The 26,622-nt window shown below is 72.3% G+C and carries 25 protein-coding genes; 18 read left to right on the forward strand and 7 right to left on the reverse strand.

All coding sequences use genetic code 11. From position 1 onward, the window contains the following. The first annotated feature begins 109 nt into the window (after positions 1 to 109). Positions 110 to 1,024 carry a HipA family kinase gene (locus ACIQWG_RS29535; RefSeq protein ID WP_404101203.1) on the forward strand — a complete coding sequence of 305 codons (915 nt, stop codon included), beginning with the start codon at positions 110 to 112 and terminating at the stop codon, positions 1,022 to 1,024. Further along, the gene (locus ACIQWG_RS29540) at positions 1,021 to 1,302 is read left to right on the forward strand and encodes a SelT/SelW/SelH family protein (protein WP_404101204.1); all 282 of its coding nucleotides are present in this window, start codon (positions 1,021 to 1,023) and stop codon (positions 1,300 to 1,302) included. The genes ACIQWG_RS29535 and ACIQWG_RS29540 overlap by 4 nt, the downstream gene beginning before the upstream one ends. 1 nt (position 1,303) lies before the next feature. On the opposite strand, the gene aceB is transcribed toward ACIQWG_RS29540, so the two are convergent. Then, entirely contained in the window at positions 1,304 to 2,926 is a 1,623-nt protein-coding gene (aceB, locus tag ACIQWG_RS29545) for a malate synthase A (protein ID WP_404101205.1), read from the reverse strand. 210 nt (positions 2,927 to 3,136) lie between these two features. Next, the gene (locus ACIQWG_RS29550; protein WP_404101206.1) at positions 3,137 to 3,739 is read right to left on the reverse strand and encodes an NTP transferase domain-containing protein; all 603 of its coding nucleotides are present in this window, start codon (positions 3,737 to 3,739) and stop codon (positions 3,137 to 3,139) included. A 186-nt stretch (positions 3,740 to 3,925) separates the two neighbouring features. Between ACIQWG_RS29550 and ACIQWG_RS29555 the strand changes: the two genes are divergently transcribed. Next, positions 3,926 to 4,237, forward strand: coding sequence for a DUF5955 family protein (locus ACIQWG_RS29555; RefSeq protein WP_404101207.1), 312 nt, complete (start codon positions 3,926 to 3,928; stop codon positions 4,235 to 4,237). A 13-nt stretch (positions 4,238 to 4,250) separates the two neighbouring features. Here the strand turns inward: ACIQWG_RS29555 and ACIQWG_RS29560 are convergent, their stop codons facing one another. Both ACIQWG_RS29560 and ACIQWG_RS29565 read right to left on the reverse strand, forming a co-directional pair. Further along, on the reverse strand, positions 4,251 to 4,943 hold the full coding sequence (locus ACIQWG_RS29560) for a DUF6304 family protein (protein ID WP_404101208.1): 693 nt from the start codon (positions 4,941 to 4,943) through the stop codon (positions 4,251 to 4,253). 5 nt (positions 4,944 to 4,948) lie between these two features. Continuing rightward, the gene (locus ACIQWG_RS29565) at positions 4,949 to 5,743 is read right to left on the reverse strand and encodes an IclR family transcriptional regulator (RefSeq protein WP_404101209.1); all 795 of its coding nucleotides are present in this window, start codon (positions 5,741 to 5,743) and stop codon (positions 4,949 to 4,951) included. A 250-nt stretch (positions 5,744 to 5,993) separates the two neighbouring features. On the opposite strand from ACIQWG_RS29565, the gene allB reads away from it, so the two are divergent. The 4 genes from allB to ACIQWG_RS29585 all read left to right on the forward strand — a co-directional run bounded on the left by allB (position 5,994) and on the right by ACIQWG_RS29585 (position 10,381). Continuing rightward, complete coding sequence (gene allB / locus ACIQWG_RS29570; protein ID WP_404101210.1) at positions 5,994 to 7,331, forward strand: allantoinase AllB; 1,338 nt, start codon at positions 5,994 to 5,996, stop codon at positions 7,329 to 7,331. A 38-nt stretch (positions 7,332 to 7,369) separates the two neighbouring features. Next, positions 7,370 to 8,485, forward strand: coding sequence for an allantoicase (gene alc, locus ACIQWG_RS29575; RefSeq protein ID WP_404101211.1), 1,116 nt, complete (start codon positions 7,370 to 7,372; stop codon positions 8,483 to 8,485). An 82-nt stretch (positions 8,486 to 8,567) separates the two neighbouring features. Next, positions 8,568 to 9,581 (forward strand): DUF6236 family protein, encoded by a 1,014-nt coding sequence (locus tag ACIQWG_RS29580; protein WP_404101212.1) that lies wholly within the window; start codon positions 8,568 to 8,570, stop codon positions 9,579 to 9,581. 11 nt (positions 9,582 to 9,592) lie between these two features. Next, a complete protein-coding gene (locus ACIQWG_RS29585; RefSeq protein ID WP_404101213.1) occupies positions 9,593 to 10,381 on the forward strand; it encodes a hypothetical protein in 789 nt (262 codons plus the stop codon). 89 nt (positions 10,382 to 10,470) lie between these two features. Here the strand turns inward: ACIQWG_RS29585 and ACIQWG_RS29590 are convergent, their stop codons facing one another. Then, a complete protein-coding gene (locus ACIQWG_RS29590) occupies positions 10,471 to 11,238 on the reverse strand; it encodes an SDR family oxidoreductase (RefSeq protein WP_404101214.1) in 768 nt (255 codons plus the stop codon). A 103-nt stretch (positions 11,239 to 11,341) separates the two neighbouring features. Between ACIQWG_RS29590 and ACIQWG_RS29595 the strand changes: the two genes are divergently transcribed. The 3 genes from ACIQWG_RS29595 (at position 11,342) to ACIQWG_RS29605 (ending at position 13,405) form a co-directional block, all read left to right on the forward strand. Further along, positions 11,342 to 12,151, forward strand: coding sequence for an AIM24 family protein (locus ACIQWG_RS29595; protein ID WP_404101215.1), 810 nt, complete (start codon positions 11,342 to 11,344; stop codon positions 12,149 to 12,151). 89 nt (positions 12,152 to 12,240) lie between these two features. Continuing rightward, positions 12,241 to 12,867: a dihydrofolate reductase family protein gene (locus ACIQWG_RS29600; protein ID WP_404101216.1), complete on the forward strand. Its 627-nt coding sequence runs from the start codon at positions 12,241 to 12,243 to the stop codon at positions 12,865 to 12,867. A gap of 151 nt (positions 12,868 to 13,018) precedes the next feature. Further along, positions 13,019 to 13,405, forward strand: a complete 387-nt coding sequence (locus tag ACIQWG_RS29605; RefSeq protein ID WP_404101217.1) for a ribonuclease domain-containing protein — start codon at positions 13,019 to 13,021, stop codon at positions 13,403 to 13,405. 59 nt (positions 13,406 to 13,464) lie between these two features. Here the strand turns inward: ACIQWG_RS29605 and ACIQWG_RS29610 are convergent, their stop codons facing one another. Next, on the reverse strand, positions 13,465 to 13,665 hold the full coding sequence (locus ACIQWG_RS29610) for a hypothetical protein (RefSeq protein WP_404101218.1): 201 nt from the start codon (positions 13,663 to 13,665) through the stop codon (positions 13,465 to 13,467). 179 nt (positions 13,666 to 13,844) lie between these two features. Between ACIQWG_RS29610 and ACIQWG_RS29615 the strand changes: the two genes are divergently transcribed. The 3 genes from ACIQWG_RS29615 (at position 13,845) to ACIQWG_RS29625 (ending at position 17,090) form a co-directional block, all read left to right on the forward strand. Continuing rightward, the gene (locus ACIQWG_RS29615) at positions 13,845 to 15,089 is read left to right on the forward strand and encodes a sensor histidine kinase (protein WP_404101219.1); all 1,245 of its coding nucleotides are present in this window, start codon (positions 13,845 to 13,847) and stop codon (positions 15,087 to 15,089) included. Between the two features lie 82 nt (positions 15,090 to 15,171). After that, positions 15,172 to 15,852, forward strand: a complete 681-nt coding sequence (locus tag ACIQWG_RS29620; RefSeq protein ID WP_404101220.1) for a response regulator — start codon at positions 15,172 to 15,174, stop codon at positions 15,850 to 15,852. A gap of 59 nt (positions 15,853 to 15,911) precedes the next feature. Then, a complete protein-coding gene (locus ACIQWG_RS29625; protein ID WP_404101221.1) occupies positions 15,912 to 17,090 on the forward strand; it encodes a cytochrome P450 in 1,179 nt (392 codons plus the stop codon). A 334-nt stretch (positions 17,091 to 17,424) separates the two neighbouring features. Here ACIQWG_RS29625 and ACIQWG_RS29630 read toward each other — a convergent pair whose 3' ends face one another. Then, positions 17,425 to 18,447, reverse strand: a complete 1,023-nt coding sequence (locus tag ACIQWG_RS29630) for a Gfo/Idh/MocA family oxidoreductase (protein ID WP_404101222.1) — start codon at positions 18,445 to 18,447, stop codon at positions 17,425 to 17,427. A 129-nt stretch (positions 18,448 to 18,576) separates the two neighbouring features. On the opposite strand from ACIQWG_RS29630, the gene ACIQWG_RS29635 reads away from it, so the two are divergent. The 5 genes from ACIQWG_RS29635 (at position 18,577) to ACIQWG_RS29655 (ending at position 26,500) form a co-directional block, all read left to right on the forward strand. Next, positions 18,577 to 19,314, forward strand: coding sequence for a GntR family transcriptional regulator (locus ACIQWG_RS29635; protein WP_404101824.1), 738 nt, complete (start codon positions 18,577 to 18,579; stop codon positions 19,312 to 19,314). Between the two features lie 211 nt (positions 19,315 to 19,525). Beyond that, entirely contained in the window at positions 19,526 to 20,695 is a 1,170-nt protein-coding gene (locus tag ACIQWG_RS29640) for an ROK family glucokinase (RefSeq protein WP_404101223.1), read from the forward strand. 2 nt (positions 20,696 to 20,697) lie between these two features. Next, entirely contained in the window at positions 20,698 to 21,273 is a 576-nt protein-coding gene (locus ACIQWG_RS29645) for a sugar kinase (protein WP_404101224.1), read from the forward strand. Between the two features lie 110 nt (positions 21,274 to 21,383). Next, a complete protein-coding gene (locus ACIQWG_RS29650) occupies positions 21,384 to 24,206 on the forward strand; it encodes an SNF2-related protein (RefSeq protein WP_404101225.1) in 2,823 nt (940 codons plus the stop codon). Next, complete coding sequence (locus ACIQWG_RS29655; protein ID WP_404101226.1) at positions 24,203 to 26,500, forward strand: SWIM zinc finger family protein; 2,298 nt, start codon at positions 24,203 to 24,205, stop codon at positions 26,498 to 26,500. Before ACIQWG_RS29650 ends, ACIQWG_RS29655 begins: the two co-directional genes overlap by 4 nt. Positions 26,501 to 26,622: the final 122 nt, after the last annotated feature.

Here is a 26,622-nt window from a genome sequence, read left to right on the forward strand (position 1 = left end):
GCATCTCGGTCCCCGGAAAAGCAGTCGTGGTCCGATGTCACGCTCGGTTACTATGCTTTCTTCGTGCCGGAGGCCGGCATCGCCGAGGAGAGGCAGGTGACCTGCGCAAGTGCTGAGAGAGGTCACCGCCGTCCGCTACGTCGCCCCCTTGCACTCCGGCGGCTCCGTGCCCGGAATCGTCGAGGCCGACGACGACGGCACCTACGTCGTGAAGTTCACCGGCTCCGCGCAGGGCCGCAAGGCGCTGGTCGCCGAGGTGATCGTCGGGGAGCTGGCCCGTGCCCTGGGGCTGCGCTTCCCCGAGCTGGTCCTGGTGCATTTCGACCCCGCCGTCGCGGAAGGTGAGCCGCACCAGGAGGTGCGCGAACTGCACGCCGCGAGCGCGGGCGTCAACCTCGGCATGGACTTTCTGCCGGGCGCCCGGGACTTCACCCCCGAGGTGGCGAAGAGCTTCCGTGTCGACCCGCTGGAGGCCGGCCGGATCGTCTGGCTGGACGCCCTGACGGCGAACGTCGACCGCACGGTCCACAGCTCGAACCTGATGATCTGGCCGACGCTCGGCACCGTACCGCCACGGCTGTGGCTGATCGACCACGGGGCGGCCCTGATCTTCCACCACCGCTGGGACGGCTCCGACCCCGAGAAGACCTACGACTTCCGCCATCACGCCCTCGGCCACTACGGCCCCGACATGCGCGCCGCCGACGCGGAGCTGGCGCCCAGGGTGACCGAGGAACTGCTGCGCGGGATCGTGGCGGAGGTGCCGGACGCCTGGCTGGCCGCGGAGCCCAGCTTCGAGACGCCGGACGCGGCCCGCGAGGCGTATGTCGCCCATCTGCACGCGCGCGTGCGGGCGTCCTCCGTCTGGCTCCCCACCGACTTCCCCAGCCGGGAGGAACTCGCCGCCGAGGAGGCCCAGCGGGCGGCGAGGTCGCAGGAAGGCCGGCCGAGGTGGCTGAAGCAGGTGCCCGACCTGCATGGCAAGCCGGCCGCGGAACAGGATTGGTCGGTGCACCTCGGATGAGTGGCCGTGTCGAGATCGAGTACTGCACCCAGTGCAAGTGGCTGCCGCGCGCTGCCTGGCTGGCGCAGGAACTGCTCACCACCTTCGAGGCGGAGCTGTCCGAGCTGGCCCTGAAGCCGGGCAGAGGCGGGGTGTTCGTCGTGCGCGTGGACGACGAGGTGGTCTGGGACCGCCGGGAGCAGGGCTTCCCCGAGCCCACGGCGGTCAAGCAGGCCGTACGCGACCGAGTGGCCCCGGAAAAGTCCCTGGGCCACTCGGACAAGCCTGCGCAGGATTAGATCAGCCCCTGAGCTGCTCGTAGGCGGGCAGCGTCAGGAAGTCCGCGTAGTCCTCGTCGAGGGAGACCTCAAGCAGCAGGTCGTGCGCCTGCTGCCAGTGGCCGGCCGCGAGGGCCTCCTCGCCGATCTCGGCGCGGATGTTCGCCAGCTCCTCGGCGGCGACCTTGCGGGCCAGCTCCGGGGTGGCGTGCTCGCCGTTCTCGAACTGGACGCCCGCGTTGATCCACTGCCAGATCTGGGAGCGGGAGATCTCGGCGGTGGCCGCGTCCTCCATGAGGTTGAAGATGGCGACCGCGCCCAGGCCGCGCAGCCACGCCTCGATGTAGCGGATGCCGACCTGGACGGCGTTGACCAGGCCCGGGTACGTCGGCTTGGCGTCCAGCGAGTCGATGGCGATCAGGTCGGCGGCCCGGACGGAGACGTCCTCGCGCAGGCGGTCCTTCTGGTTCGGCTTGTCGCCGAGCACCTTGTCGAAGGACTCCATGGCGATCGGGACCAGGTCGGGGTGGGCCACCCAGGAGCCGTCGAAGCCGTCACCGGCCTCGCGGTCCTTGTCGGCGCGGACCTTCTCGAAGGCCACCTTGTTGACCTCGGCGTCCCGCCGGGACGGGATGAAGGCCGCCATACCGCCGATCGCGTGCGCGCCGCGCTTGTGGCAGGTGCGGACGAGGAGTTCGGTGTACGCGCGCATGAACGGGGCCGTCATCGTGACCGCGTTGCGGTCCGGCAGCACGAACTTGGCGCCGCCGTCACGGAAGTTCTTGACGATGGAGAACAGGTAGTCCCAGCGGCCGGCGTTCAACCCCGAGGCGTGGTCGCGCAGTTCGTAGAGGATCTCCTCCATCTCGTACGCCGCCGTGATCGTCTCGATCAGGACGGTCGCGCGGACGGTGCCCTGCGGGATGCCGACGTAGTCCTGCGCGAAGACGAACACGTCGTTCCACAGGCGCGCTTCCAGGTGGGACTCCGTCTTCGGAAGGTAGAAGTACGGGCCCTTGCCGAGGTCGAGCAGCCGCTGGGCGTTGTGGAAGAAGTACAGGCCGAAGTCGACGAAGGCGCCGGGGACCGGCTCACCGTCGACCTGGAGGTGGCGCTCGTTCAGGTGCCAGCCGCGCGGGCGCATCACGACGGTGGCGAGCTCGTCGGCGTCCTTGAGGGCGTACGACTTGCCGGACCTCGGGTCGGTGAAGTCGATGTTCCCGGTGTACGCGTCGATCAGGTTGAGCTGGCCGAGGACGACGTTCTCCCAGGTGGGCGCGGAGGCGTCCTCGAAGTCGGCGAGCCAGACCTTCGCGCCCGAGTTGAGGGCGTTGATGGTCATCTTACGGTCGGTGGGGCCGGTGATCTCGACCCGGCGGTCCTGGAGCGCGGGCGGGCACGGGGCCACCGACCACGAGTCGTCCGCGCGGATCGCGGCGGTCTCCGGGAGGAAGTCCAGCGTGGACGTCCGGGCGATCTCGGCGCGGCGCTCCGCGCGGCGGGCGAGCAGTTCGGCACGCCGGGGCGTGAACCGCCGGTGCAGCTCGGCGACGAAGGCGAGGGCCGCCTCCGTGAGGACCTCCTCCTGCCGGGGCAGGGGCTCGGCGTCGACGATGGCCAGCGGGGACGGCGCTGGTGCGGACATGAGCTGTCACTTCCTTCAGCGAGCTACGTGGACGAACTGTCGAGCTTCTGGCACCGGGTGCCAGTCTTCCCGGGTACGGCGGTCGGCGCCCGTGGAGCGGACAGGCGCTTCTGATCAGTGGATACTAGTTTCCTCATAGTGGAAGTTCAATGGTTTGTTGACGTCGAGATTCTCTGGGTCGAGGCAAGGTGGCTCCGGGTGCCACCACCCTCACTCAAGGTGGGCGAGATCGGCCTCCGTGTCGATGTCGTAGGGCTGGGCCACATCCCCGCACTCGACGAGCCTGACCGCCTCCTGGTGTTCCTTCAGATAGACGCGTGCCCCCCGGTCGCCGGTGGCGGTCGCCGCGATGCCGGCCCAGTGGGCGGCACCGAACAGCACGGGATGCCCGCGTACCCCTTCGTAGGCGGCCGAGGCCAGTGACGACTCGCCCTCGTAGGCGGCGCGTACGCGCGCGACCGCCTCCGGCCCGATGCCGGGCTGGTCGACGAGCGAGACGAGCGCGGCCCGCGCTCCGGTACCGGCGAGCGAATCGAGCCCCGCGCGCAGGGACGAGCCCATTCCGTCGGCCCAGTGAGGGTTCTCCACCAGGACGCAGTCCCCGAGCTCCGCCTGCTCCCGTACGGCGGCGGCTCGGGCGCCCAGCACCACGTGCACGCGGGCGCAGCCGGCCGCGCGCAGCACCCCGACGGCGTGTTCCACCAGCGGCCGGCCACGGTGCCGCAGCAGGGCCTTCGGTCGTCCGCCGAGTCGTCGTCCACCGCCAGCCGCGAGGAGCAGACCGGCGACCGGGGAGGCTTCCTTGTCAGTCATGCGTCCTGCATACCTGACACCCGCGCGCGTGCCTGACTTCCAACGACTGAATTTCCGTCCGCGTGGTGGCGCTTCGGCATCGGGTGGCGTTTACTGACCCGCGTCCCCGGCGCCCGAGCTACGCCAGGGGTGCTCGGCGGGGAATGCGCGACTACTGGCGCACAACGGCGTGCGAGGGGGAGAGCATTGTTGCGGAGCTTGGGGCAGAGGCCGGTGACGGGCAGCGACGAGGACCCAAGGGTGGCGGAACTGCGGACGGCCGTGTCCCGTCTGCGCCGCGAACTCGCCGCGCACCCGGCCGAGTTCCCGGACCGGGGCATCGCCGAGGACGAACTCGCGGCGCTGGCCGCGATGGTGATCTCGGGAGCGCCGGAGACCCCCCGGCTGCGCAGGTCGCTGCTGCTGATCGCGGGGGCGATCGGGTCGGTGAGCGCGCTGTCGCCGGGGCTCACACAGGTGCGTGACGCGGTGGAGATGTTCGGGGAGCCGCGCGGCTAGGAGAAGCCCAAGGTCAGGACCGTGTGCGGTACGGGAACGGGCTGCGGTAGCCCCAGGTGGACGTCCGCTGCTCGAACTGGTCGCACAGCCAGGTCTCCTGGACGAACTCGGTGAGCCGCGGCCAGATCGTGAGGATGCCGTGCGGGCCGTGCTTGCCGTCGCACCGCCGGTAGACGTCCTTGGCGTCACGGAAGCAGGCCAGTTGGCTCATCAACCCGTGTCCTACCGGGTGGTAGTCGGACCAGGCGCACGAGACGCACGCCTTGAGCCGGGTGTCCCGGGGCAGCGCGAGCGCGATCTCGTGCAGCCCGTCCTCGAAGTCGTACGTGGGATGCGTGGTGCGGTATTCGCGCCCGTCGAGGCCCAGCGTGAGCGTCAGGTGCTCCTCGTCCAGGCCGCCGGTGTCGGTCCTCGGGTTCCCGAGCCGCAGCGCGCAGTGCAGCGTGGCGACGCGCTCGCCCTGTCCCTCCACCTCGACCGGCATGGTCAGGCCCCACTCCAGGAGGCAGGCGCACAGGTCACCGTCGAGGAAGGTGAACATCGCGTCGAACGGCGGCTCGCCGGTCAGCGCGCCGAGCGAGTCCATCGAGGAGCCCTCGAAGCGGACGCCCCTGATCGTCGTGCGGATCGACTCCCGGCCGTCGGACTCCAGGACGATCTCCTCGGATCCGTGCCGGTCCGTGTACCGCGCCGGCCGGCGCTGCACCGGCGTCAGGCCTGGTTCTGGGTGGCCAGTGCCTCGGAGAGTTCGTCGGCGACCTGCTGGAGCACCGGCACGATTTTGTCCGTCAGCGCCTCGGTGACCCGTCCCGCCGGACCCGAGATGGAGATCGCCGCGGCGGTGGGGGAGTCGGGGACGGAGACCGCGAGGCAGCGCACCCCGACCTCCTGCTCGTTGTCGTCGACCGCGTAGCCGTTGCGCCGTACGTCCTCCAGCGCCGCGAGGAAGCCGTCCGCCGTCGTGATCGTCTTCTCCGTGGCCGCGGGCATCCCCGTGCGGGCCAGCAGGGCGCGCACCTCCTCCGGCGGGAACGAGGCGAGCAGGGCCTTGCCGACGCCCGTGGAGTGCGGCAGCACGCGGCGGCCGACCTCGGTGAACATGCGCATCGAGTGCTTGGAGGGCACCTGGGCGACGTAGACGATCTCGTCGCCGTCGAGCAGGGCCATGTTCGCCGTCTCGCCGGTCTCCTCGACGAGGCGGGCGAGGTAGGGCCGGGCCCAGGTGCCGAGCAGCCGGGAGGCGGACTCGCCGAGGCGGATCAGACGGGGGCCCAGGGCGTAGCGGCGGTTGGGCTGCTGGCGTACGTATCCGCAGGCCACCAGGGTGCGCATCAGGCGGTGGATGGTGGGCAGCGGCAGTCCGCTGCTGGCGGACAGCTCGCTCAGGCCGACCTCGCCACCCGCGTCCGCCATCCGTTCCAGCAGATCGAAGGCGCGCTCGAGGGACTGGACCCCGCCGCCGTTGGACTTGGCGGACTCGGTGGTGCTGGCGCTGGACGTCGGCACGGCGCGTTCCTTTCGGGACCGGTGGGAGGCCAGAAGCCTACCCGTGGGTCGGTCGACTCCCTGCTTGTGCATAGCTACGTTCTGCCTGCTGGAATTGTAATTCCGCTTTGTGGAAACGTCCAGAGAGTGTCGAGCGGGTGCACTGTGGAGAAGTGTGCCCTTGACGGCGCCGGAACGGGAGACGAGACTCCTTCAACAGAACGTTGAATTCCGTGAGAGCGGAAACAAAGTGCGGCAGAGAGGGGTCCGGGTGTCCGACGCTGAACTGGTGCTGCGCTCGACGCGCGTCATCACCCCGGAGGGGACGCGGGCCGCCTCGGTCACCGTGTCCGCCGGCAAGATCACGGCCGTACTCGGATACGACGCCGAAGTCCCGTCCGGCGCCCGGCTGGAGGACCTCGGCGACGACGTCCTGCTGCCCGGTCTGGTCGACACGCACGTGCACGTCAACGACCCCGGCCGCACCGAGTGGGAGGGCTTTTGGACCGCCACCCGCGCCGCCGCGGCCGGCGGCATCACCACCCTCGTCGACATGCCGCTCAACTCCCTGCCGCCGACCACGACGGTCGACAACCTCCGTACCAAGCAGGACGTCGCCCGCGACAAGGCGCACATCGACGTCGGCTTCTGGGGCGGCGCGCTGCCCGACAATGTCAAGGACCTGCGCGCGCTGCACGAGTCCGGCGTCTTCGGCTTCAAGGCCTTCCTGTCGCCGTCCGGCGTCGACGAGTTCCCGCACCTGGACCAGGACCGACTCGCGCAGTCGCTGGCCGAGATCGCCTCCTTCGGCGGCCTGCTGATCGTGCACGCCGAGGACCCGCACCATCTCGCCGCCGCCCCGCAGCACGGCGGCCCCAAGTACGCCGACTTCCTCGCCTCGCGCCCGCGCGACGCCGAGGACACCGCCATCGCCCAGCTGATCGCCCAGGCGAAACGCCTCGACGCGCGCGTGCACGTCCTGCACCTGTCGTCGTCCGACGCCTTGCCGCTGATCGCCGAGGCCAGGCGGGAAGGCGTACGGATCACCGTCGAGACCTGCCCGCACTACCTCACCCTCACCGCCGAGGAAGTCCCGGACGGCGCCAGCGAGTTCAAGTGCTGCCCGCCCATCCGTGAGTCGGCCAACCAGGACCTGCTGTGGCAGGCCCTGGCCGACGGCACGATCGACTGCGTGGTCACCGACCACTCGCCCTCCACGGCCGACCTGAAGACCGACGACTTCGCCACCGCCTGGGGCGGTATCTCCGGACTCCAGCTGAGCCTGGCCGCCGTATGGACGGAGGCGCGCAAGCGCGGGTACGGCCTGGAGGACGTGGTCCGCTGGATGTCCGCGCGGACCGCCCAGCTGGTCGGACTGGACCAGAAGGGCGCCATCGAGGCCGGCCGTGACGCCGACTTCGCCGTCCTCGCGCCGGACGCGACCTTCACCGTGGACCCGGCCGCCCTCCAGCACCGCAACCGTGTGACGGCGTACGCGGGCAAGACCCTGTACGGCGTAGTGAAGTCCACCTGGCTGCGCGGCGAACGCATCGTCGCGGACGGAGAGTTCACCGACCCGAAGGGGCGACTGCTCACCCGGACCGTCTGACTCCCACCCATCGACCTCGAAAGGCAGACCTGATCACCGTGACGGCGATACCGAGCTTCACCGGCGACGCGAACCCCTACGGCGGCGGCGACCCCTACGCGGACTACCGCACCGCCGACTTCCCGTTCACCCAGTACGCCGACCTCGCCGACCGCCGGCTGGGCGCCGGAGTCATCGCCGCCAACGACGAGTTCTTCGCCCAGCGCGAGAACCTGCTGGTACCCGAGCGGGCCGAGTTCGACCCCGAGCACTTCGGGCACAAGGGCAAGATCATGGACGGCTGGGAGACCCGGCGCCGCCGCGGTGCCTCGGCCGAGCACCCCTGGCCGACCGCAGAGGATCACGACTGGGCGCTGGTGCGCCTCGGCGCGCCCGGCGTGATCCGGGGGATCGTCGTCGACACCGCCCACTTCCGCGGCAACTACCCGCAGGCGGTCTCGGTGCAGGGCGCGTCCGTGCCGGGTTCGCCCTCCCCCGAGGAACTGCTCGGCGACGACGTGAAGTGGACGACTCTGGTCCCGCGCACGCCGGTCGGCGGCCACGCCGCGAACGGCTTCGCGGTCTCCGCCGAGCAGCGCTTCACCCACCTCCGGGTCAACCAGCACCCCGACGGAGGCATCGCGCGCCTGCGCGTGTACGGCGAGGTCGTGCCCGACCCCGCGTGGCTGTCGGTGCTCGGCACCTTCGACGTGATCGCCCTGGAGAACGGCGGCCAGGTCGAGAACGCCTCCAACCTCTTCTACTCGCCCGCCACCAACACCATCCAGCCGGGCCGCTCCCGCAAGATGGACGACGGCTGGGAGACCCGCCGGCGCCGCGACCAGGGCAACGACTGGATCAGCTACCGACTGGCGGCGCAGTCCCAGATCCGCGCGATCGAGATCGACACGGCGTATCTGAAGGGCAACAGCGCGGGCTGGGCCTCGGTGTCGGTGAAGGACGGCGACACCGGCGAGTGGACGGAGATCCTCCCGCGCACCCGCCTCCAGCCCGACACCAACCACCGCTTCGTCCTGCCGACCCCCGCCGTCGGCACGCACGCGCGCGTGGACATCTTCCCGGACGGCGGCATCTCCCGCCTCCGTCTGCACGGTTCGCTCACCGAGCAGGGCACGGCGGGCCTGACGGCTCGGCACCAGGAGCTGGGCGGCTGACGCCGATGGCGCACCGGGGCCCCAACTCCGGTGCGCCTCGCTATCGTTGCCCTGGTTGACGTAGAGGGTCCAGGGGGCGTGGATGGGCGTGCTGCTGTACTACCCGACGGTGAATCCGCCCACCGAGGTCGTCCACCAGGCCTTGCTCTACTGGGACGGTCTCGCCTCGGTCGTGCCCCGTGACCCCAGGGTGTACGAGGCGCTCGTCGGCACCGAACTGCGGCGCCTGGAAGAGCGTGAGCTGTACCGGCCGCTCACCTTCACGCCGGAGACACTCGATGTCCTGGACCGGTACGGACCCTCGCCCCACGCCGGCCAGAACTGGTCCCTGCTGACCCGCGAGCTCCAGCGGATCGCGGCCCGCCCGGATCCGCCCCGGCCCACCTCGCCGCCCGAAGCGGTGCTCTTCACATCGAAGATCACCTACGAGCTCCAGCAACTGCTGCTGGAGCTGAGGCTGGCGGCCAACCTGGTGCCCTGGAACCTGAGAGCGGAACTCTCCGTATCCAAGGAGGTCCAGAGCCTTGTCGTCGGCGTGCTGGCCCGTGAGCTCGCCGCCACCACGGACCTCGCCCTCTTCCCGTACACGGACAGCGAGGACGCCTACCGCAACAGCCTGCGCCCGACGTCGCCGACCGGCTGCTTGGCTTGGGAGATGGAACTGGGCCGGCTGCTGCCCGTCCCCGCGCCGGACACCGCGACCGAGGACGTCCTCGTCTTCCGGGAGAGGTACGCCGACGAGCGCCGTCGCCTGATGCGCGCGCTGCACCGCATGCTGGGCGACCTGCGCCGCGACTACGAGCATCCGGCCGACGTCTTCGCCCAGTTGCGCGTGGAGCTCTCCGAGGCGGTCGAGGACTACCGCGCCGCACGCCGCGGCAGCCGTATGGCCTGGGTGCACCGCTCCGTCACGGTGTCGGTCGCGCTGGCCGCCGCGGCCGGCGGTGCCCTGCTGCTGCCGGACCTCGGCTGGCTGCTCGGCACGGTCGGGGGCTACGCCCTGAACGTCGCCACCCGGGAGATCCGCCCGCTGGCCAGGGCCCGCACCGACCACGACTTCAGCTATCTGCACCGGGTGCACAGCGGACTGGCCTGAGGGAGGACACCATGGTGGGACTGGCGGGGAGACAACCGGGCCGCGCACGGCTGGAGGAAGGCCGTCCCTGGCAGGTCGTCATCACCTTCGCGCACGGGTGGTCGGCACTGCGCCTCCCGTCCGGCGGCGAGGCACCCACGTGGGACGAGATCGACCGCTTCCTCGCCGAGGACGGCTACGGGCGCACGGAAGCCGCGCCCGGCCGCGCTCCCCGCGGGGGCGACGAGTTCGACGTGGCGGGCTGGAGCCCGCACCTCGGAAGGTGGCCGCCGTGGGACGACTCCGAGGGGGCCGGGCCGCCGCGGGACGTCGCCGTGACCCTGCCTCTGGTGGAGGTGGGGGAGATTCGACGGGCGCTGGACGCGTTGTCGGCCCACCTTGTTCGTCCCGAGCAGACCGCCCGGGTCACCGCGCTGATCGCGGGGCTGGACGCCATCGGCACGGTGACGGTGACGCTTCCCGAGGCCACCGCGACCGCCCTCCGTTTCACCACGTCACTGGTCGGAGACCGGACCGAGGGGCTGGACGGCGGCACGGTCCACGCGATCGGCGCCCTCACCCGGTACCTGGGCAGCACGCAGCCCGTCGCCGGCCCCTGGCCCCGTGTCCGGGCCACGCTGCGGGACGCCCTGCGCGAGGCGCTGTCCCTGCCCGGCGCCGAGGGGCTGGCCGCGCGCGACGAGCTGCTCGCCGTCCTCCGCGGATTCGCCGACGCCCACGCGACGGCGACGGCGGCGGACGACGCGCAGCAGCGGGACCTCCAGGCGGAGCGGGCCGGGGTGGACGGGACTCAGCCCTAGGCTCCGGCGCCGCCTCGGGGCGAGGTTCGGTCAGGGCCGGTCCCGGTCCAGGGGCACAGCGACCGGCGCCGCCACCCCGCCCGTCGGCGCTACGCCGCGTGCCCGCCGTCCACCGAGAACTCCGCGCCCGTGACGTACTGGGCCCCGGCCAGGTACGCCACGATCGACGCCACCTCGTCCGCCGTACCGAAACGGCCCAGCGCGGTCAGCTGCGCCTGGCCCGGCGCGAACGGGCCGTCCGCCGGATTCATGTCCGTGTCGATGGGACCGGGATGCACGATGTTCGCCGTGATCCCGCGCGCGCCCAGCTCCCGCGCCAGGGCCTTCGTCAGGCCGATCAGGGCCGACTTGCTGGTCGCGTAGAGCGTCCCGCCGGGACCGGGCACGCGCTGGGCCATGCAACTGCCGATCGTGATGATCCTGCCGCCGGCGCCCATGCGGGCGGCCGCCGCCCGGGAGGCCAGGAAGACGCCCCGGACGTTCACGGCGAGGACCCGGTCCACGTCCGTGAGCGCGAGGCCCTCCAGCGGCCCCAGCACGCCGATCCCGGCGTTGTTCACCAGCACGTCCAGGCCGCCGAGCGTCTGAGCCGTACGCTCCACCACGGCCTCGGCCTCGTCCGCGTCACCGGCGTCGGCCCGCAGGGCGACGGCCCGCCGCCCCAGCGCCTGGACGGCCCCTACGACCTCCTCGGCCGCCTCCTTGCCGTGCACGTAGGTCACGGCGACGTCCGCGCCCTCCCGCGCGAGCCGCACCGCCGTGGCCGCGCCGATCCCGCGGCTGCCGCCGGTGACCAGGGCGACCTTTCCGTGCAGAGTTCCGTGAATACCCGTCGTGGGTTCGAGATGCGTTGTCATGCGTCCATCCCAGCTCCGTGCGGGCGCCGATGCTGGCGGCGAACGGTCACCTGGTCGGCCGCAGGAGCGGAACTCTTTGCTCCGCATCCGTCGTTCTCCGGATGTGACCCTTCAGCAAGAGATCGTCGGCAACGCCATGCAGATGGTGGTCGTCAGCCTCCAGCCCGGACAGACGGTGTACTGCGAGGCGGGAAAGTTCCTGTTCAAGACCACCGATGTGGCCATGGAGACGCGTCTGACCGGCCCCTCCGGCGGCAGCGGTCAGCAGTCGTCCGGCGGCGGCATGGGCGGCATGCTGCGCCAGGCCATGGGCACCGCCATGCAGGTCGGCCAGCGTGCCCTCGCGGGCGAGTCGATGGCGTTCCAGTACTTCACCGCCCGGGGCGGCGAGGGCACGGTCGGCTTCGCGGGCGTGCTGCCCGGTGAGATGCGGGCGCTGGAGCTCGACGGCACGCGCGCGTGGTTCGCCGAGAAGGACGCCTTCGTCGCCGCCGAGTCCACCGTCGACTTCGGCATCGCCTTCCAGGGCGGCAGGACCGGCATGAAGGGCGGCGAGGGGTTCGTCCTGGAGAAGTTCACCGGCCGCGGCACGGTGATCATCGCGGGCGCCGGGAACTTCATCGACCTGGACCCGGCCGACTTCGGCGGCCGGATCGAGGTCGACACCGGCTGTGTCGTCGCCTTCGAGGAGGGCATCCGGTACGGCGTCCAGCGCGTCGGCGGCCTCGACCGCCAGGGCCTGATGAACGCCGTCTTCGGCGGCGAGGGCCTCTCCCTCGCGACCCTGGAGGGCAGCGGCCGCGTCATCCTCCAGTCCCTCACCATCGAGAGCCTCGCCAACGCGCTCAGGAAGTCCCAGGGCGGCGACAAGCAGGGACCGACGGGCGGCCTGTTCTCGACGAACGCCGGCTGACGCGGTGCCCCGCCCGCCGATGAGTTGCGGGCGCCGGTGGGGTCTGAGGTGATGACAACAGACGCCACCCCGGAAAAGAGGCACTCCTCATGGGCAAGCTCGTCTCCACCCTCTTCGTCACGCTCGACGGCGTGTACCAGGCGCCCGGCGGTACGGAGGAGGACACCCGCGGCGGCTTCGAGCAGGGCGGCTGGGTCTTCCCCTACGCCGACGACGACTTCGGTCGGTTCATCAACGAGGTCTTCGCCCGCCCGGCCGCCTTCCTCCTCGGGCGCCGTACGTACGACATCTTCGCCTCGTTCTGGCCCAAGGTGACCGATCCCGGCGACCCGGTCGCCTCCAAGCTCAACGCCCTGCCGAAGTACGTCCCCTCGGCCACGTTGACCGACCCCGGATGGGCCGGCACCACGGTGCTCGGCGGCGATCTCGCCAAGGAGGTCACCGCCCTCAAGGAGCGCACCGACGGCGAGCTCCAGGTGCACGGCAGCGGTGCGCTGGTCAGGTCCCTGCTGGCCCTCGGCCTCGTCGACACGCTCCACCTGCTGACCTTCCCGGTCGTGCTCGGCACGGGTCACCGCCTCTTCACGGAGGGGGCCGTACCCACCCGGTTCACGCACGCCGGCGGCAGCAGCACGGCCAGCGGTGTCGCCATCAACACCTACGACCTCGCGGGCCGCCCGGAATACGGCACCTTCGGGCTCCCCGAGGACGCGTGAACGTCGGTCGCGGTGTTCTCGCCCGGCCTGATGGAGATCGGGTGAGAACGCCGGGACGCACGTTAACTTCCCGAGAACTCATCGGACTCGAAGGGAAAATCTCCCGTCTTGACATTGACATGCCACTGTCTACGCGCGTCATCATGAAGGCATGAGATTCCCCCCACGAATCACACGTATCGGTGCGGCAGCCGCCGTCCTGTCCGCCCTCCTCGTCGGCGGTACCGTCACCGCCACTCCGGCCGCGGCCGCGGTGGGCAGCATCTGTTACAGCGACCTGCCCTCCCAGGCGTACGACACGCTCGAACTGATCGAGCAGGGCGGCCCCTACCCCTACGAACAGGACGGCACCGTCTTCCAGAACCGGGAAGGCATCCTGCCGAGCCAGCAGTCCGGGTACTACCACGAGTACACGGTGAAGACGCCTGGTTCCTCCACGCGCGGCGCTCGCCGGATCGTCACCGGTGAGGAGAACCAGGAGGACTACTACACGGCCGACCACTACGAGTCGTTCGACCTGGTCGACTACGGCTGCTGAAACCCCGACCACGGTCGACGCCCAGGAACGGCGCGACCAGCCGGGAGTCCGGTCCGACCTCAGCCGGACTTCCGGCTCTCGGCGGCGGCGAACAGCGCGAACGCCAGCACGAGCAGAGCGACGCTCGCGTAGATCTCGAAGCCGTCGAGGAAACCGACCCGCTGGACAAGTCCCCAGTGCCAGTCGGTGAACTCGTGCACCAGGCCCGCGATGCCCTGCACGAGGGCGATGAATCCGAGGATCTCCAGCAGTTGCTTCATGCCATGACTCTCGCCCCGCGGCACCCCCCACGCCAAGAGACCGCGGGGCGAGCCATGGCCGACGGAAGTCCACGTTCCGGGCGGCTGGGCGCGACCTAAGTCGACAGTGGCGCGACTTTGGTAGCCGGCCACGCCGGAGCAGACGCGGCGGGGTCCCGCACTGCGTAGATTTGTCGACCGTGAGTGGTGACAAGCAGGTGTACGAGCCCCAGGCGTTCGCGGGGCGACGCTGGCTGCTGCCCTCCGCCCTGATCAAGGAGTTCGACCCGGACCCGGACCGCGCCGGGCGGACCCGGCGGACCGTACGCGACTGGGTGGTCGACTTCTCCTGCTTCGTACTGGCCGTGTTCATCGGACTGCTGGCCGCCGACACCCTGCGCAGCGAGGACCTGCCGCAGGGCTACGCCGTCCTCGACCAGGTGCTGGGCGCCCTCTCGTGCGCCGCCGTGTGGCTGCGGCGACGCTGGCCGGTCGGGCTCGCCGTCGCGATGGTCCCGATCGGGTTCATCTCGAACACCGCCGGCGGCGCGGGCGTCGTCGCCCTCTTCACGCTCGCCGTGCACCGGCCCTTCCGGTACGTCGCCTGGGTGGCCCTGGCGGACGTGGCGCTGATTCCGCTGTTCTTCTGGCTGCGTCCCGACCCCGACGTGCCGTACGTCTGGGCGTTGGTCTTCGGCGTGCTGCTGACGGGGGCGATCGTCGGCTGGGGCATGTTCGTACGGTCCAAGCGACAGCTCCTGCTGAGCCTGCGCGACAGCGCCCGACGCGCCGAGACCGAGGCACGGCTGCGTGCCGAACAGGCGCAGCGGCTCGCCCGTGAGGCCATCGCCCGCGAGATGCACGACGTCCTCGCGCACCGGCTGACGCTGCTCAGCGTGCACGCCGGGGCGCTGGAGTTCCGGCCCGACGCGCCCAGCGAGGAGATCCAGCGGGCGGCCGGTGTGATCCGGGAGAGCGCCCACGAGGCCCTCCAGGACCTGCGGGAGATCATCGGCGTACTGCGGGCGGACGAGCCCGACGACTCGGGCCGCCCGCAGCCGACCCTCGCCGCGCTGGAGGCACTGGTCACCGAGTCCCGCGAGGCCGGCATGAAGGTCACCCTCGACCAGCGCGTCACCGACCCCGCCGCCGTGCCCGCCTCGGTCGGCCGCACCGCCTACCGCATCGCCCAGGAGGGCCTGACCAACGCCCGCAAGCACGCGCCCGGCGCCGAGGTCACGGTCGCCGTGACCGGGGCGCCCGGCGAGGGGCTGTCCGTCGTGGTCCGCAATCCCGCCCCCGAGGGGCCCGTGCCGCATGTGCCCGGGTCCGGACAGGGCCTGATCGGCCTGACCGAGAGGGCGACGCTGGCGGGCGGCCTGCTGGAACACGGGCCGACCGCCGCCGGCGGGTTCGAGGTGCGGGGCCGGCTGCCGTGGGGATGACGCCCACCGCCGTGCCGCGCCCGCCGGGCACTGCGCACGATCCGGCACCTGGACGCCGTACAACCGTGATTACGTGGGGCCCATGACTGCGATCAGACTCCTCCTCGTCGACGACGACCCGTTGGTCAGGGCGGGCCTGTCCTTCATGCTGGGCGGCGCCGAGGACATCGAGATCGTCGGCGAGGCGGCCGACGGCGCCGAGGTCGAGGCGCTGGTCGACCGCACCCGGCCGGACGTGGTCCTGATGGACATCCGGATGCCGACCGTCGACGGCCTCACCGCCACGGAGCGGCTGCGCGGCAGGAAGGACGCCCCGCAGGTCGTGCTGCTGACCACCTTCCACGCGGACGACCAGGTGCTGCGCGCCCTGCGGGCCGGCGCCGCGGGCTTCGTGCTCAAGGACACCCCGCCCGCCGAGATCGTCGCGGCGGTGCGCCGCGTCGCGGCCGGCGACCCGGTCCTGTCGCCCACCGTCACACGCCAGTTGATGGACCACGCGGCCGGTTCCGCCGCCGACACCCGCCGCACGCGCGCGCGTGAGCGGCTCACCGGCCTCAACGACCGTGAGCGCGAGGTCGCCGTCGCGGTGGGCCGGGGACTGTCCAACGCCGAGATCGCCGCGACGCTCTTCATGAGCGTCGCCACCGTCAAGACCCACGTCTCCCGCGTCCTCGCCAAGCTCGACCTCAACAACCGTGTCCAGATCGCCCTGTTGGCGTACGACGCGGGGCTCCTGGAGGAACTCGAGGACGGCGGGCACTAGTCGGAACGGCCGTGCGTTGACGGTGTGGTGGGGGAAACGGGGTGCGAGGGGGGAGCTTCATGGCGGAAGCGATCGACCTGGGGGAGTTCGGAGACGGGTTCCGGGTGAATCCGCATCCTGTGTACGCGCGTCTGCGCGAGCAGGGTCCGGTCCACCGGGTCCGGCTGCCCGACTGGGCTTCCGAGGTCTGGCTCGTCGTCGGACATGAGGAGGCCCGCGCGGCGCTCGCCGATCCGCGGCTGTCCAAGGACGGCGCCAAGATCGGCCTGAAGTCGCTGGAGGAGGTGATGATCGGGAAGAACCTGCTGGCCACCGATCCGCCCCAGCACACCCGGCTGCGCGGGCTCATCGCGCGCTCCTTCACCATGCGCCGCGTCGAAGAGCTGCGGCCGAGGATCCAGCAGATCACCGACGACCTGCTCGACGCGATGCTCCCGCGGGGCCGCGCCGACCTCGTCGAGTCGCTCGCCCACCCGCTGCCGCTCACCGTCATCTGCGAGCTGCTCGGGGTGCCCGAGATGGACCGCGCGGAGTTCCGCAGGATGTCGACCGAGGCGATCGCGCCGACCGGTCCGGGCAACGAGGTCGACGCCTTCACCCGCCTCGGTGCGTACTTCACCGACCTGATCGAGGACAAGCGGTGCGCCGGGCCCACCGGCGACCTGCTGAGCGACCTGATCCGCACCACCGCCGAGGACGGCGACCGGCTCTCCCCGGACGAACTGCGGGGCATGGCCTTCATCCTGCTGATCGCCGGCCACGAGACGACGGTCCACCTCATCACCGGCGGCGTCCACGCCCTGCTCACCCACCCGGACCAACTCGCCGCCCTGCGCGCCGACATGACCCTCCTGGACGGCGCGGTCGAGGAGATGCTGCGCCACGAGGGACCGGTGGAGACGGCGACGTTCCGGTATGCCGCCGAGCCCCTGGAGATCGCGGGCACATCCGTCGAGCAGGGCGAGGCGGTGATGGTCGGTCTCACGGCGGCCAACCGGGACGCCGCCCGCTATGCCGCCCCGGACACCTTCGACATCCGCCGGGACACCCGGGGCCACCTCGCCTTCGGGCACGGCATCCACTTCTGCCTGGGCGCCCCCCTGGCCCGCCTGGAGGCCCGCACGGCCCTGCGCTCCCTCCTGGACCGCGCCCCCGGCCTGGCACCGGACGGCCCACCGGGGGAGTGGCTGCCGGGGATGCTGATACGGGGGGTGCGGAGCCTGCCGGTGCGGTGGTAGCCGCGGGGCGCCGCCGGCGGCCCGCGGCAGGGGCGGTGGTGGTCCGGGCGGCCCGTGGCGGGGGCGGTGGTGGTGCGGGCGCGCGGGCCGCTCGCGGGGGCGCTGCGGCTTGTGTGGCGCTTGCAGGGGTGCGGCCCGCGTCCCGCCTACAGGGCTGTGGCTTGTGTGCCGTGCGGGGGGCGGCCGGGTGCGTGCGGTCTTCGTTCGTGTCTCGGCTGTTCGTCTGTCTGCGGGGTGCGCGTGCGCCGGTAGTGGCGCGGGCGGACGGGCGTGGTGCGGGGCGCGGGCCGCTCATGCCGCGCTGCGGCATGCAGGGCTGCGGCCCGCGTCCCGACTACAGCGCCGCGGCCTGGGTTCCGCCCGGGAGTTCGCCGAGTGCGACCGGTCTTCGTTCGTGTCTCGACAGTTCGCAGGCCTCCGAGATCCGTAGCGCCTGAAGGGCCTCCCGGCCGTCGCAGGGGTTGGCCCGCTCGCCGCGCACCACCTCCACGAACGCGTTCAGCTCCGCCTCGTAGGCCGGGCCGAACCGTTCGAGGAACCCGCCCCACGGCTTGTCCGCCGCGGGCGGACCCGTCGGCTCGGTGGACGCGATCGGCGTACGGTCGTCCAGGCCGACCACGATCTGGTCGAGCTCCCCGGCCAGCTCCATGCGCACGTCGTAGCCGGCGCCGTTCAACCGGGTCGCCGTGGCCGTGGCGAGCGTGCCGTCGTCCAGGGTGAGCAGCACCGCGGCGGTGTCCACGTCGCCCGCCTCACGGAACATCGCGGGCCCGGCGTCCGACCCGGCCGCGTACACGTCGACGACCTCGCGCCCGGTCACCCAGCGCAGCACGTCGAAGTCATGGATCAGCGTGTCCCGGTACAGCCCGCCGGACACCGGCAGCCAGGCGGCCGGCGGCGGCGCCTGGTCGCTGGTCAGCGCCCGCACCGTGTGCAGCCGCCCGAGCCGACCGGACCGTACCGCCTCACGCGCGCCCGCGTAGCCCGCGTCGAAGCGGCGCTGGAAGCCCATCTGAAGAATCGTCCCGGCGGTCTCCACCTCGCCGATCGCCAGCAGGGTGCCCGGCAGATCGAGGGCTATCGGCTTCTCGCAGAAGACCGGCAGCCCGGACCGAGCGGCGCGGCCGATCAGTTCGGCGTGGGCCGACGTCGCGGTGGTGATCACCACCGCGTCCACGCCCCACCTGAAAATCTCGTCCACTCCCGGCGCGGCCGTCTCGCCGAGCCGGTGCGCCAGCTCCTGGGCCCGCGAGGTGTCCGCGTCCGTGAGGATCAGCGAGCCGACGTCGCGATGGCGGCTGAGCGTGTTCGCGTGGATGGTGCCGATGCGGCCCGTACCGATGACCCCGATGCGCATGGCAACAAAGTGAGGGTTCAGTGCGTACGCTGTCAATGCAAATGTCCGGACAATCAAACTACACGACTTCCCGTCAACAACGCGTAGAGCTACAGTCGGCCCGTGCCGAAACCAGAAGTGGACCCGACCGTGGAACTCGAGCTGAGCGTGGACCGGAGCAGTCCGGTGCCCCTGTACTTCCAGCTGTCCCAGCAGCTCGAAGCCGCGATCGAGCACGGAGCGCTCACCCCCGGCAGCCTGTTGGGCAACGAGATCGAGCTCGCCGCCCGCCTCGGTCTGTCCCGGCCCACGGTCCGCCAGGCCATCCAGTCCCTGGTCGACAAGGGCCTGCTGGTGCGTCGCCGGGGCGTCGGCACACAGGTCGTGCACAGCCAGGTCAAGCGCCCGCTGGAACTCAGCAGCCTCTACGACGACCTGGAGTCGGCCGGGCAGCGACCGGCGACCAGGGTGATCGTCAACACCGTCGTCCCGGCATCCGCCGAGGTCGCGGCAGCGCTCGGGGTGACCGAGGACAGCGACGTACACCGCGTCGAACGGCTGCGCCTCGCGCACGGCGAGCCGATGGCGTACCTGTGCAACTTCCTGCCGCCCGGCCTGATCGACCTGGCGACCGCGCAGCTGGAGGCGACCGGCCTCTACCGCCTGATGCGCTCCGCCGGCATCACCCTGCACAGCGCCCGCCAGACCATCGGGGCCCGCGCCGCCACCGCCGCCGAGGCGGAACGCCTCGCCGAGGAGGAGGGCGCCCCGCTGCTCACGATGCAGCGCGTGACGTTCGACGACACGGGACGGGCGGTGGAGTACGGCACGCACACGTACCGCCCGTCGCGGTACTCCTTCGAGTTCCAGCTGCTCGTCCGGTCATGAACGCCGCAACCGACGCTCCTGAACAGGCGCGATAGACCAGCCGGTACGTAGCAATGTCCGGACAATGCGACGACCATCAGGGGTGGGTGCCCGGAGGGACGCGGGGAAACGTGCGACCGGTCGCACCCGGCCCGCGGACGGCGCATGGCGTACACCACCCCTTGTCACCCTGTACGGCATCCACCCCGACGGTGAGGCAGAATCGGCCGTGATGAGCACCTACCGCGACCTCGCCTTCCCCGCCCGGACGGGCAGCGCCCCCATCGGCTCCCGCCGCGCGGCGGCGCTGCGCACCGTGGGCCCGAGAGAGCGCCGCTCGCATCTGTCGGCGCCCCGTGTCCCCACCGTGGGCATCGACATCGGCGGCACCAAGGTGATGGCGGGCGTCGTGGACGCCGACGGCAACATCCTGGAGAAGCTCCGCACGGAGACCCCGGACAAGTCCAAGAGCCCGCAGGTCGTCGAGGACACCATCGTCGAGCTCGTCCTGGACCTGTCCGACCGCCACGACGTGCACGCCGTCGGCATCGGCGCGGCCGGCTGGGTCGACGCCGACCGCAACCGCGTCCTGTTCGCCCCCCACCTGTCCTGGCGCAACGAGCCGCTGCGCGACCGCCTCGCCGGCCGGCTCGCCGTGCCCGTCCTGGTCGACAACGACGCCAACTCCGCCGCCTGGGCCGAGTGGCGCTTCGGCGCCGGCCGCGGCGAGGACCACCTCGTCATGATCACGCTGGGCACCGGCATCGGCGGCGCGATCCTGGAGGACGGCCAGGTCAAGCGCGGCAAGTACGGCGTCGCCGGCGAGTTCGGCCATATGCAGGTCGTGCCCGGCGGCCACCGCTGCCCCTGCGGCAACCGCGGCTGCTGGGAGCAGTACAGCTCCGGCAACGCCCTGGTGCGCGAAGCCAAGGAGCTGGCCGTCGCCGACTCCCCGGTGGCGTACGGGATCATCGAGCATGTCAAGGGCCAGATCGGCGACATCACCGGCCCGATGATCACCGAGCTGGCGCGCGACGGCGACGCGATGTGCATCGAGCTGCTCCAGGACATCGGCCAGTGGCTCGGCGTCGGCATCGCCAACCTCGCGGCCGCCCTGGACCCGTCCTGCTTCGTGATCGGCGGCGGTGTCTCGGCCGCCGACGACCTGCTGATCGGCCCCGCCCGGGACGCCTTCAAGCGCCACCTCACCGGCCGCGGCTACCGCCCCGAGGCCCGCATCACCCGCGCACAGCTCGGCCCCGAGGCCGGCATGGTCGGCGCCGCCGACCTGGCCCGCCTGGTAGCCCGCCGCTTCCGCCGCGCCAACCGGCGCCGGGTGGAGCGGTACGAGCGCTACGCGCGGTTCACCGAAGCCCGTCGAGCATCGCAGGGGCCCGCGTAACCGTGTCCGTACCACCCACGGCCGACTCCTCGAACCAGCCGCAGCAGCCGGCCGAGGACCGTCGCCACATGATCCGGCGCAGGGCGCTCACGCTGCTCATCATCGTGCTGCTCATCGGCGTTCCCGCCGGCTATCTGGTCATCTCCGCCAACCAGAGCCGCAACAGCGGCAAGGACAAGGAGGAGAAGTACTCGGCGACCGGCCTGAGCGCGGGCTGGCCGTCGCGGGTCCAGCGGCGCGTCTACCAGATCCCGATCCCGATCCCGTCGTACAAGGTCGCGTACTACGAGACCAACAACTGGAAGACCAGCCGTCTCTACGTCCAGTTCGAGACGACCAACAAGAACCTGGACGGCTATCTGAAGGCCATGGGCGCCGACCGGGACGACCTCGAGCAGGACGAGATCACCATCAACGCCCGCGACCGGAAGATCACCGGCTGGGACTTCGACGGCCCGGGACCGTGGTACGGCTTCGTGCACAAGCAGAAGAACCCGGCGCCCACCAAGGACGTCGTCGTGAACATGTCCGATCCGGAGCATCCGTTCGTGTACGTCGTCTCCCGCACGGTCCCTTGATCACCCCGTGAGACACCGGCCCCGCACCGGCCGCCGGGGCCGATTGTCAGACCCCGCCCGTAGAGTCGGAGACGGTTGATCCGACTGGAGGGCGGGAGGTGACAGGACGTATGAGCGACAGGACCGCGGTGGCCGAGCGTGCGGGGGAGGCCGTCCCCGTCCGGCTCGCGGCCGTCTTCCTGCCCGCCCCCCTCCCGCGTGAGGGGCGGGTCGCCTTCTGGGACCCGGCGGGCGCACCACTGCCCGCCGAGGACACCGAGCTCACTGTCGTACGACGTCATGGAGCCGGCGTCCGCCGCCGGACCACCCCCGCGCTGACCCTGCCGCTCGGCGAGGCACTGCCGCTGCTCGCGCGGGCCCGGCGCGACCCGGCCGCCCATCCCGCCACCGCCTGCTGGGGCGCGGCCGCGCTGCACGCCCTGCGGCTCACCGCGCGCGGCCGGCTGCTGCCCGGACTGACCCCGACCGGCCACGACGCCTGGCGGGCCGGCCCGCTCGACCCGGACGACATCGCGCAGCTGCGCGCGATCGCCGCGGCCCTGCCCTACGAGGGCCATGCCGTCCCACTGCCCGGACCGGGCCCGCTGCGGCTGCCCGAACCGGAGGCGCTGATGCGTGCCTTCCTGGACGCGGTCGCCGACACCTTGCCCCGCACGCCCGCCGCACCGCACGTCTCGGGGCGGCCCTTCGCCGCGCGCGAGGCCCAGCACCTGCCCGGCGCACACGACTGGGCCGCCGAGGTCGCCGCCGGCATGGACGCGGGCGTGCGGATCTCGCTCCGCCTGGACCTGTCGGCCTACGACCTCTTCGACGACCGCGACGAAGGCGTCCGCAGCGCGGGCGCGGCCATCGTCCAGGTGCACAGCCTCGCCGACCCCACCCTGCTGGCCGATGCGGCCGCCCTGTGGTCGGGCGAGGCGGACGCGGCGTTCGGGCCACGCGCGCGGGTGGACGCGGCGCTCGCGGTGCGGCGCGCGGCGCGGGTGTGGGCGCCGCTGGACCGGCTGTCCGAGCAGGACGTGCCCGATGTACTGGCGCTGTCCGACGAGGAGTTGGGCGACCTGCTGGGAGTCGCCGCCAACCGGCTGGCGGCGGCCGGGGTGGCGGTGCACTGGCCCCGGGACCTGGCGCAGGACCTCAGCGCGGCGGCGATCGTACGGCCCGCGCCGGGCTCGGCGACCGACGGCACCGGATTCTTCGAGAGTGAGGAACTGCTCCAGTTCCGCTGGCAGTTGGCGATCGGCGGCGACCCGCTCACCGAGGCCGAGATGGACACGCTCGCCGAGGCGCACCGCCCGGTCGTGCGGCTGCGGGACAGCTGGGTGCTGGTCGACCCGGCCCTCGTCCGCAAGGCCCGCAAGCGCGAACTCGGTCTGCTCGACCCGGTCGACGCGCTGTCCGTCGCCCTCACCGGCAGCGCGGAGGTCGACGGCGAGAGCGTCGAGGCGGTACCGGTCGGCGCCCTGGCCGCGCTGCGGGACCGGCTGACAGCGGGAGAACGACCGGCACAGCCACCGCCGGGACTGCGGGCGACACTGCGGGACTACCAACTCCGAGGCCTGGGCTGGCTGGAGCTCATGACATCCCTGGGGCTGGGCGGCTGCCTCGCCGACGACATGGGACTGGGCAAGACGATCACCGTCATCGCGCTGCATCTGAAGCGCGCCCGGACCGCCCCGACCCTGGTCGTCTGCCCGGCGTCGCTGCTCGGCAACTGGCAGCGGGAGATCACCCGTTTCGCGCCCGGCGTCCCCGTCCGTCGCTTCCACGGCCCGGAGCGCAGCCTGGAGGACCTGGACGGCGGCTTCGTCCTCACGACGTACGGCACCATGCGGTCCGCGGCGCAGACGCTGGCCCGGCACCCCTGGGGCATGGTCGTCGCCGACGAGGCGCAGCACGTCAAGAACCCGTACTCGGCGACCGCGAAGGCCCTGCGCACGATCCCGACGCCCGCACGCGTGGCGCTGACCGGCACACCGGTGGAGAACAACCTCTCCGAGCTGTGGGCCCTGCTCGACTGGACGACACCAGGACTGCTCGGCCCACTGAAGTCCTTCCGCGCCCGGCACGCGCGCGCGGTCGAGAACGGCGAGGACCAGGAGGCGGTGGCCCGGCTGGCCCGCCTGGTGCGGCCCTTCCTCCTGCGCCGCAAGAAGTCCGACCCCGGCATCGTCCCGGAACTGCCGCCCAAGACGGAGACGGACCACCCCGTCCCGCTCACCCGTGAACAGGCGGCGCTCTACGAGGCGGTGGTGCGTGAGTCGATGTACGCCATCGAGACGGCGGAGGGCATGGCGCGCCGGGGCATGGTGCTGAAGCTGCTCACCTCCCTCAAGCAGATCTGCGACCACCCGGCGCTGTATCTGAAGGAGGAGACGGCGTCGGCGACCGAGCGACTGGCCGTCCGCTCGGGCAAGTTGACGCTGCTGGACGAACTGCTGGACACCCTGCTGGCCGAGGACGGCTCGGCGCTGGTCTTCACGCAGTACGTGGGCATGGCCCGGCTGATCGCCTCCCACCTCGCCGCCCGGGCGGTCCCGGTGGACCTGCTCCACGGCGGCACGCCGGTTCCCGAGCGGGAACGGATGGTGGACCGCTTCCAGAGCGGCGCGACTCCGGTCCTGGTCCTGTCCCTCAAGGCGGCGGGTACCGGCCTGAACCTCACCCGCGCGGGCCATGTCGTCCACTTCGACCGCTGGTGGAACCCGGCCGTCGAGGAACAGGCCACCGACCGCGCCTATCGCATCGGCCAGACCCAGCCCGTCCAGGTCCACCGCCTCATCACCGAGGGCACGGTCGAGGACCGCATCGCCGAGATGCTCGAATCCAAGCGGGCGTTGGCCGACGCGATCCTCGGCTCCGGCGAGTCGGCTCTCACCGAGTTGACGGACCGTGAGCTGTCCGACCTGGTGTCGCTGAGGAGGGAGTCGTGACGGAGCCGGAGGAGCCGATCCGTTCGGGCGAAACCGAACCCGAACCGGAACCCCAGCACGCGCCGGAGCCGGAGCCCGAGACCAAGCCCGCGGATGTGGCACGCCGGGCGCTGCGGGCTGCTCGGGAGGGGCGGTCGGGGGCGCTGGGGGCGGGAGCCGCCCGTGGTTCGGAGTCGGCGTTGGCGTCGGCGTCGGCGTCGGCCGCGAAGCAGGATGCGGTGCAGGAGGCCCCCGGAGCCGAGGAGTTGGCCGCGGGTGGGGAGTCAGCCGCCGATGAGGCGTCGCCCGCCGGCGGGCCCGACCGTCGGGAACCCCGACCCGGCGACGCCGCCCGTGCGGCACTGCGCCCCGCCCGGGAGCGGGGCAGGGGGGTCGGCGCCGGTGCCGGCGGTCCGGACGCGGCGGAGGGGGACCGTGAGGCGGGGCGGTCCGGAGCAGCCGGCGAGTCCGGGCAAGGGCCCACGAACCCCCATGTCTCCAGCGGGGACGCGGGCTTCGGTTCCGAGGCGCCCGAACCCGCGTCCGGCCGACAGGGGGTACGCCCTGGGGACGTCGCCCGTGAAGCCCTGCGTGCCGCCATGGAGGAGCGGCGGCGGGCCGAGTCGGAGTCGGCCGACCGGACCGTGACTGCGGGCACGCGAAGGCCGCGTCGCCCGGGGCCGCCGGCCGCTTCCCGTGAGCCGCAGCCCGCCGACGCCGACGCCGACGCCGGCGACGGCGCCGACGTGCGGCGTGCCCGTGACGTGCGGGGCCTGCTCGCCGGTGCGTTCCGGATGCCGTCCCTGGACTCGCCCCACGCCGACCCGGCGCCGACCGAGGCGGCCGGAGGCCACAGGGATGAGCGGACGCCGCCGACGACCCCCACCTCGCCTTCCCGCACCCCCACCTCGCCTTCCCGCACCCCCACCTCGCCTTCCCGCACCCCCGCCACGGAGACAGCACCGGACCACCCGGTCACGACCTACGACGCCGCCCCCGTCCCCGACACGACCGCCCCGCCTCTCGCGGCACCCCAGGTCCCCCGTTCCATGGCCGCACCGGCCCGCGACGGCGACCTGCGCCGCACCTTCCCCGCCTTCGCGCCCCGCCCGGCCGACGACGCCCGCTTCGCCGAGACCTGGTGGGGCAACGCCTGGGTGTCAGCGCTGGAGGAGGGGGCCCTCGACACGGCCCGGCTCGCCCGCGGGCGCGGGTACGCGCGGGAGGGGAACGTCGACGCCATCACCGTGACGCCGGGGCTGGTGCTGGCGTATGTGCGGGGCAGCCGGCCACGGCCGTATCGCGTGCAGGTGCGGCTGCGCACGCTGGACGACGCCGACTGGGCGCGGTTCCTGGACGCCGTCGCCGAGCGTCCGGGGCATATCGCGGCGCTGCTGGACAAGGAGATGCCGCGGTCCCTGGCCAAGTGCGGGGTGCCGCTGCTGCCGGGGGCCGGCGACCTGGACCCCCGTTGCAGCTGCCCCGACCGGGGCCACCCCTGCAAACACGCCGCCGCCCTGTGCTACCAGACCGCACGCCTGCTGGACGCCGACCCCTTCGTGCTGCTCCTGCTGCGCGGCCGTGGCGAACGCGAGCTGCTCGACGCGCTGTCCCGCCTGAGCGCCACCCGGGCGGCCCGCGCCGCGCAGGACCAGGAACCGGCACCTCCGGCGGGCCTACGGGCCACCGACGCGTTGGCCCCGGAGCGCCGACTCCCGCCCCTCCCGGCCCCGTTGCCCCTGCCCCCGCACCCCGAGCAGCCGCCCGTCTACCCGGCGTCCCCGGGCGGCCCGGACCCCCTCGCGCTGGACCAGCTGGCGACCGACGCGGCCGCCCGCGCACACGCCCTCCTCGCCACCGGACGCGACCCGGTCGCCGAACTGACGCTGTGGCAGGACGCGGTCCGGCTGGCCGCCGCCCGCCCCGGTTCCGGCCTCACCGCCACCACCCGCGCCCTGTACTCCTCCCTCGCCTCGGCCGCCGACCGCACCCCGGCCGATCTGGCCCGCGCGGTCGCCGCCTGGCGTCAAGGCGGCTTCGAAGGGCTGGCCGTCCTGGAGGAACCTTGGGACCCGCCGGCCGGCCGCTTCGACCGGGCCCGCCCCCTTCTCCTCGCCGCCGACCTCCCCGCCTTCCGCCCCTGGCGCAACCACCTCACCCACCCCCGCGGCCATGTCCAGCTCCGCCTCGGCCGGGACGGGCTGTGGTACCCGTACGAGTCGGAGCCGGGCCACGACGACTGGTGGCCGCGCGGCACCCCCGACCTGGATCCGGTCGGCGCTCTGACCGGCCTGGGCGCGGCCCCGGAAAGCTGACGGAGGGTCAACCTGCGTAGTCGGCCCGGGTCTCCGTGCGACCACGAGGGTGACCGCGGCCCGTGCCTCAGGGGCCACTACACTGCCGCGTTGTCTCCGGGCGTCACACGGCGTCCGGCCGG

The organism is Streptomyces sp. NPDC098781 (assembly GCF_044759995.1).
Lineage (GTDB): Bacteria > Actinomycetota > Actinomycetes > Streptomycetales > Streptomycetaceae > Streptomyces.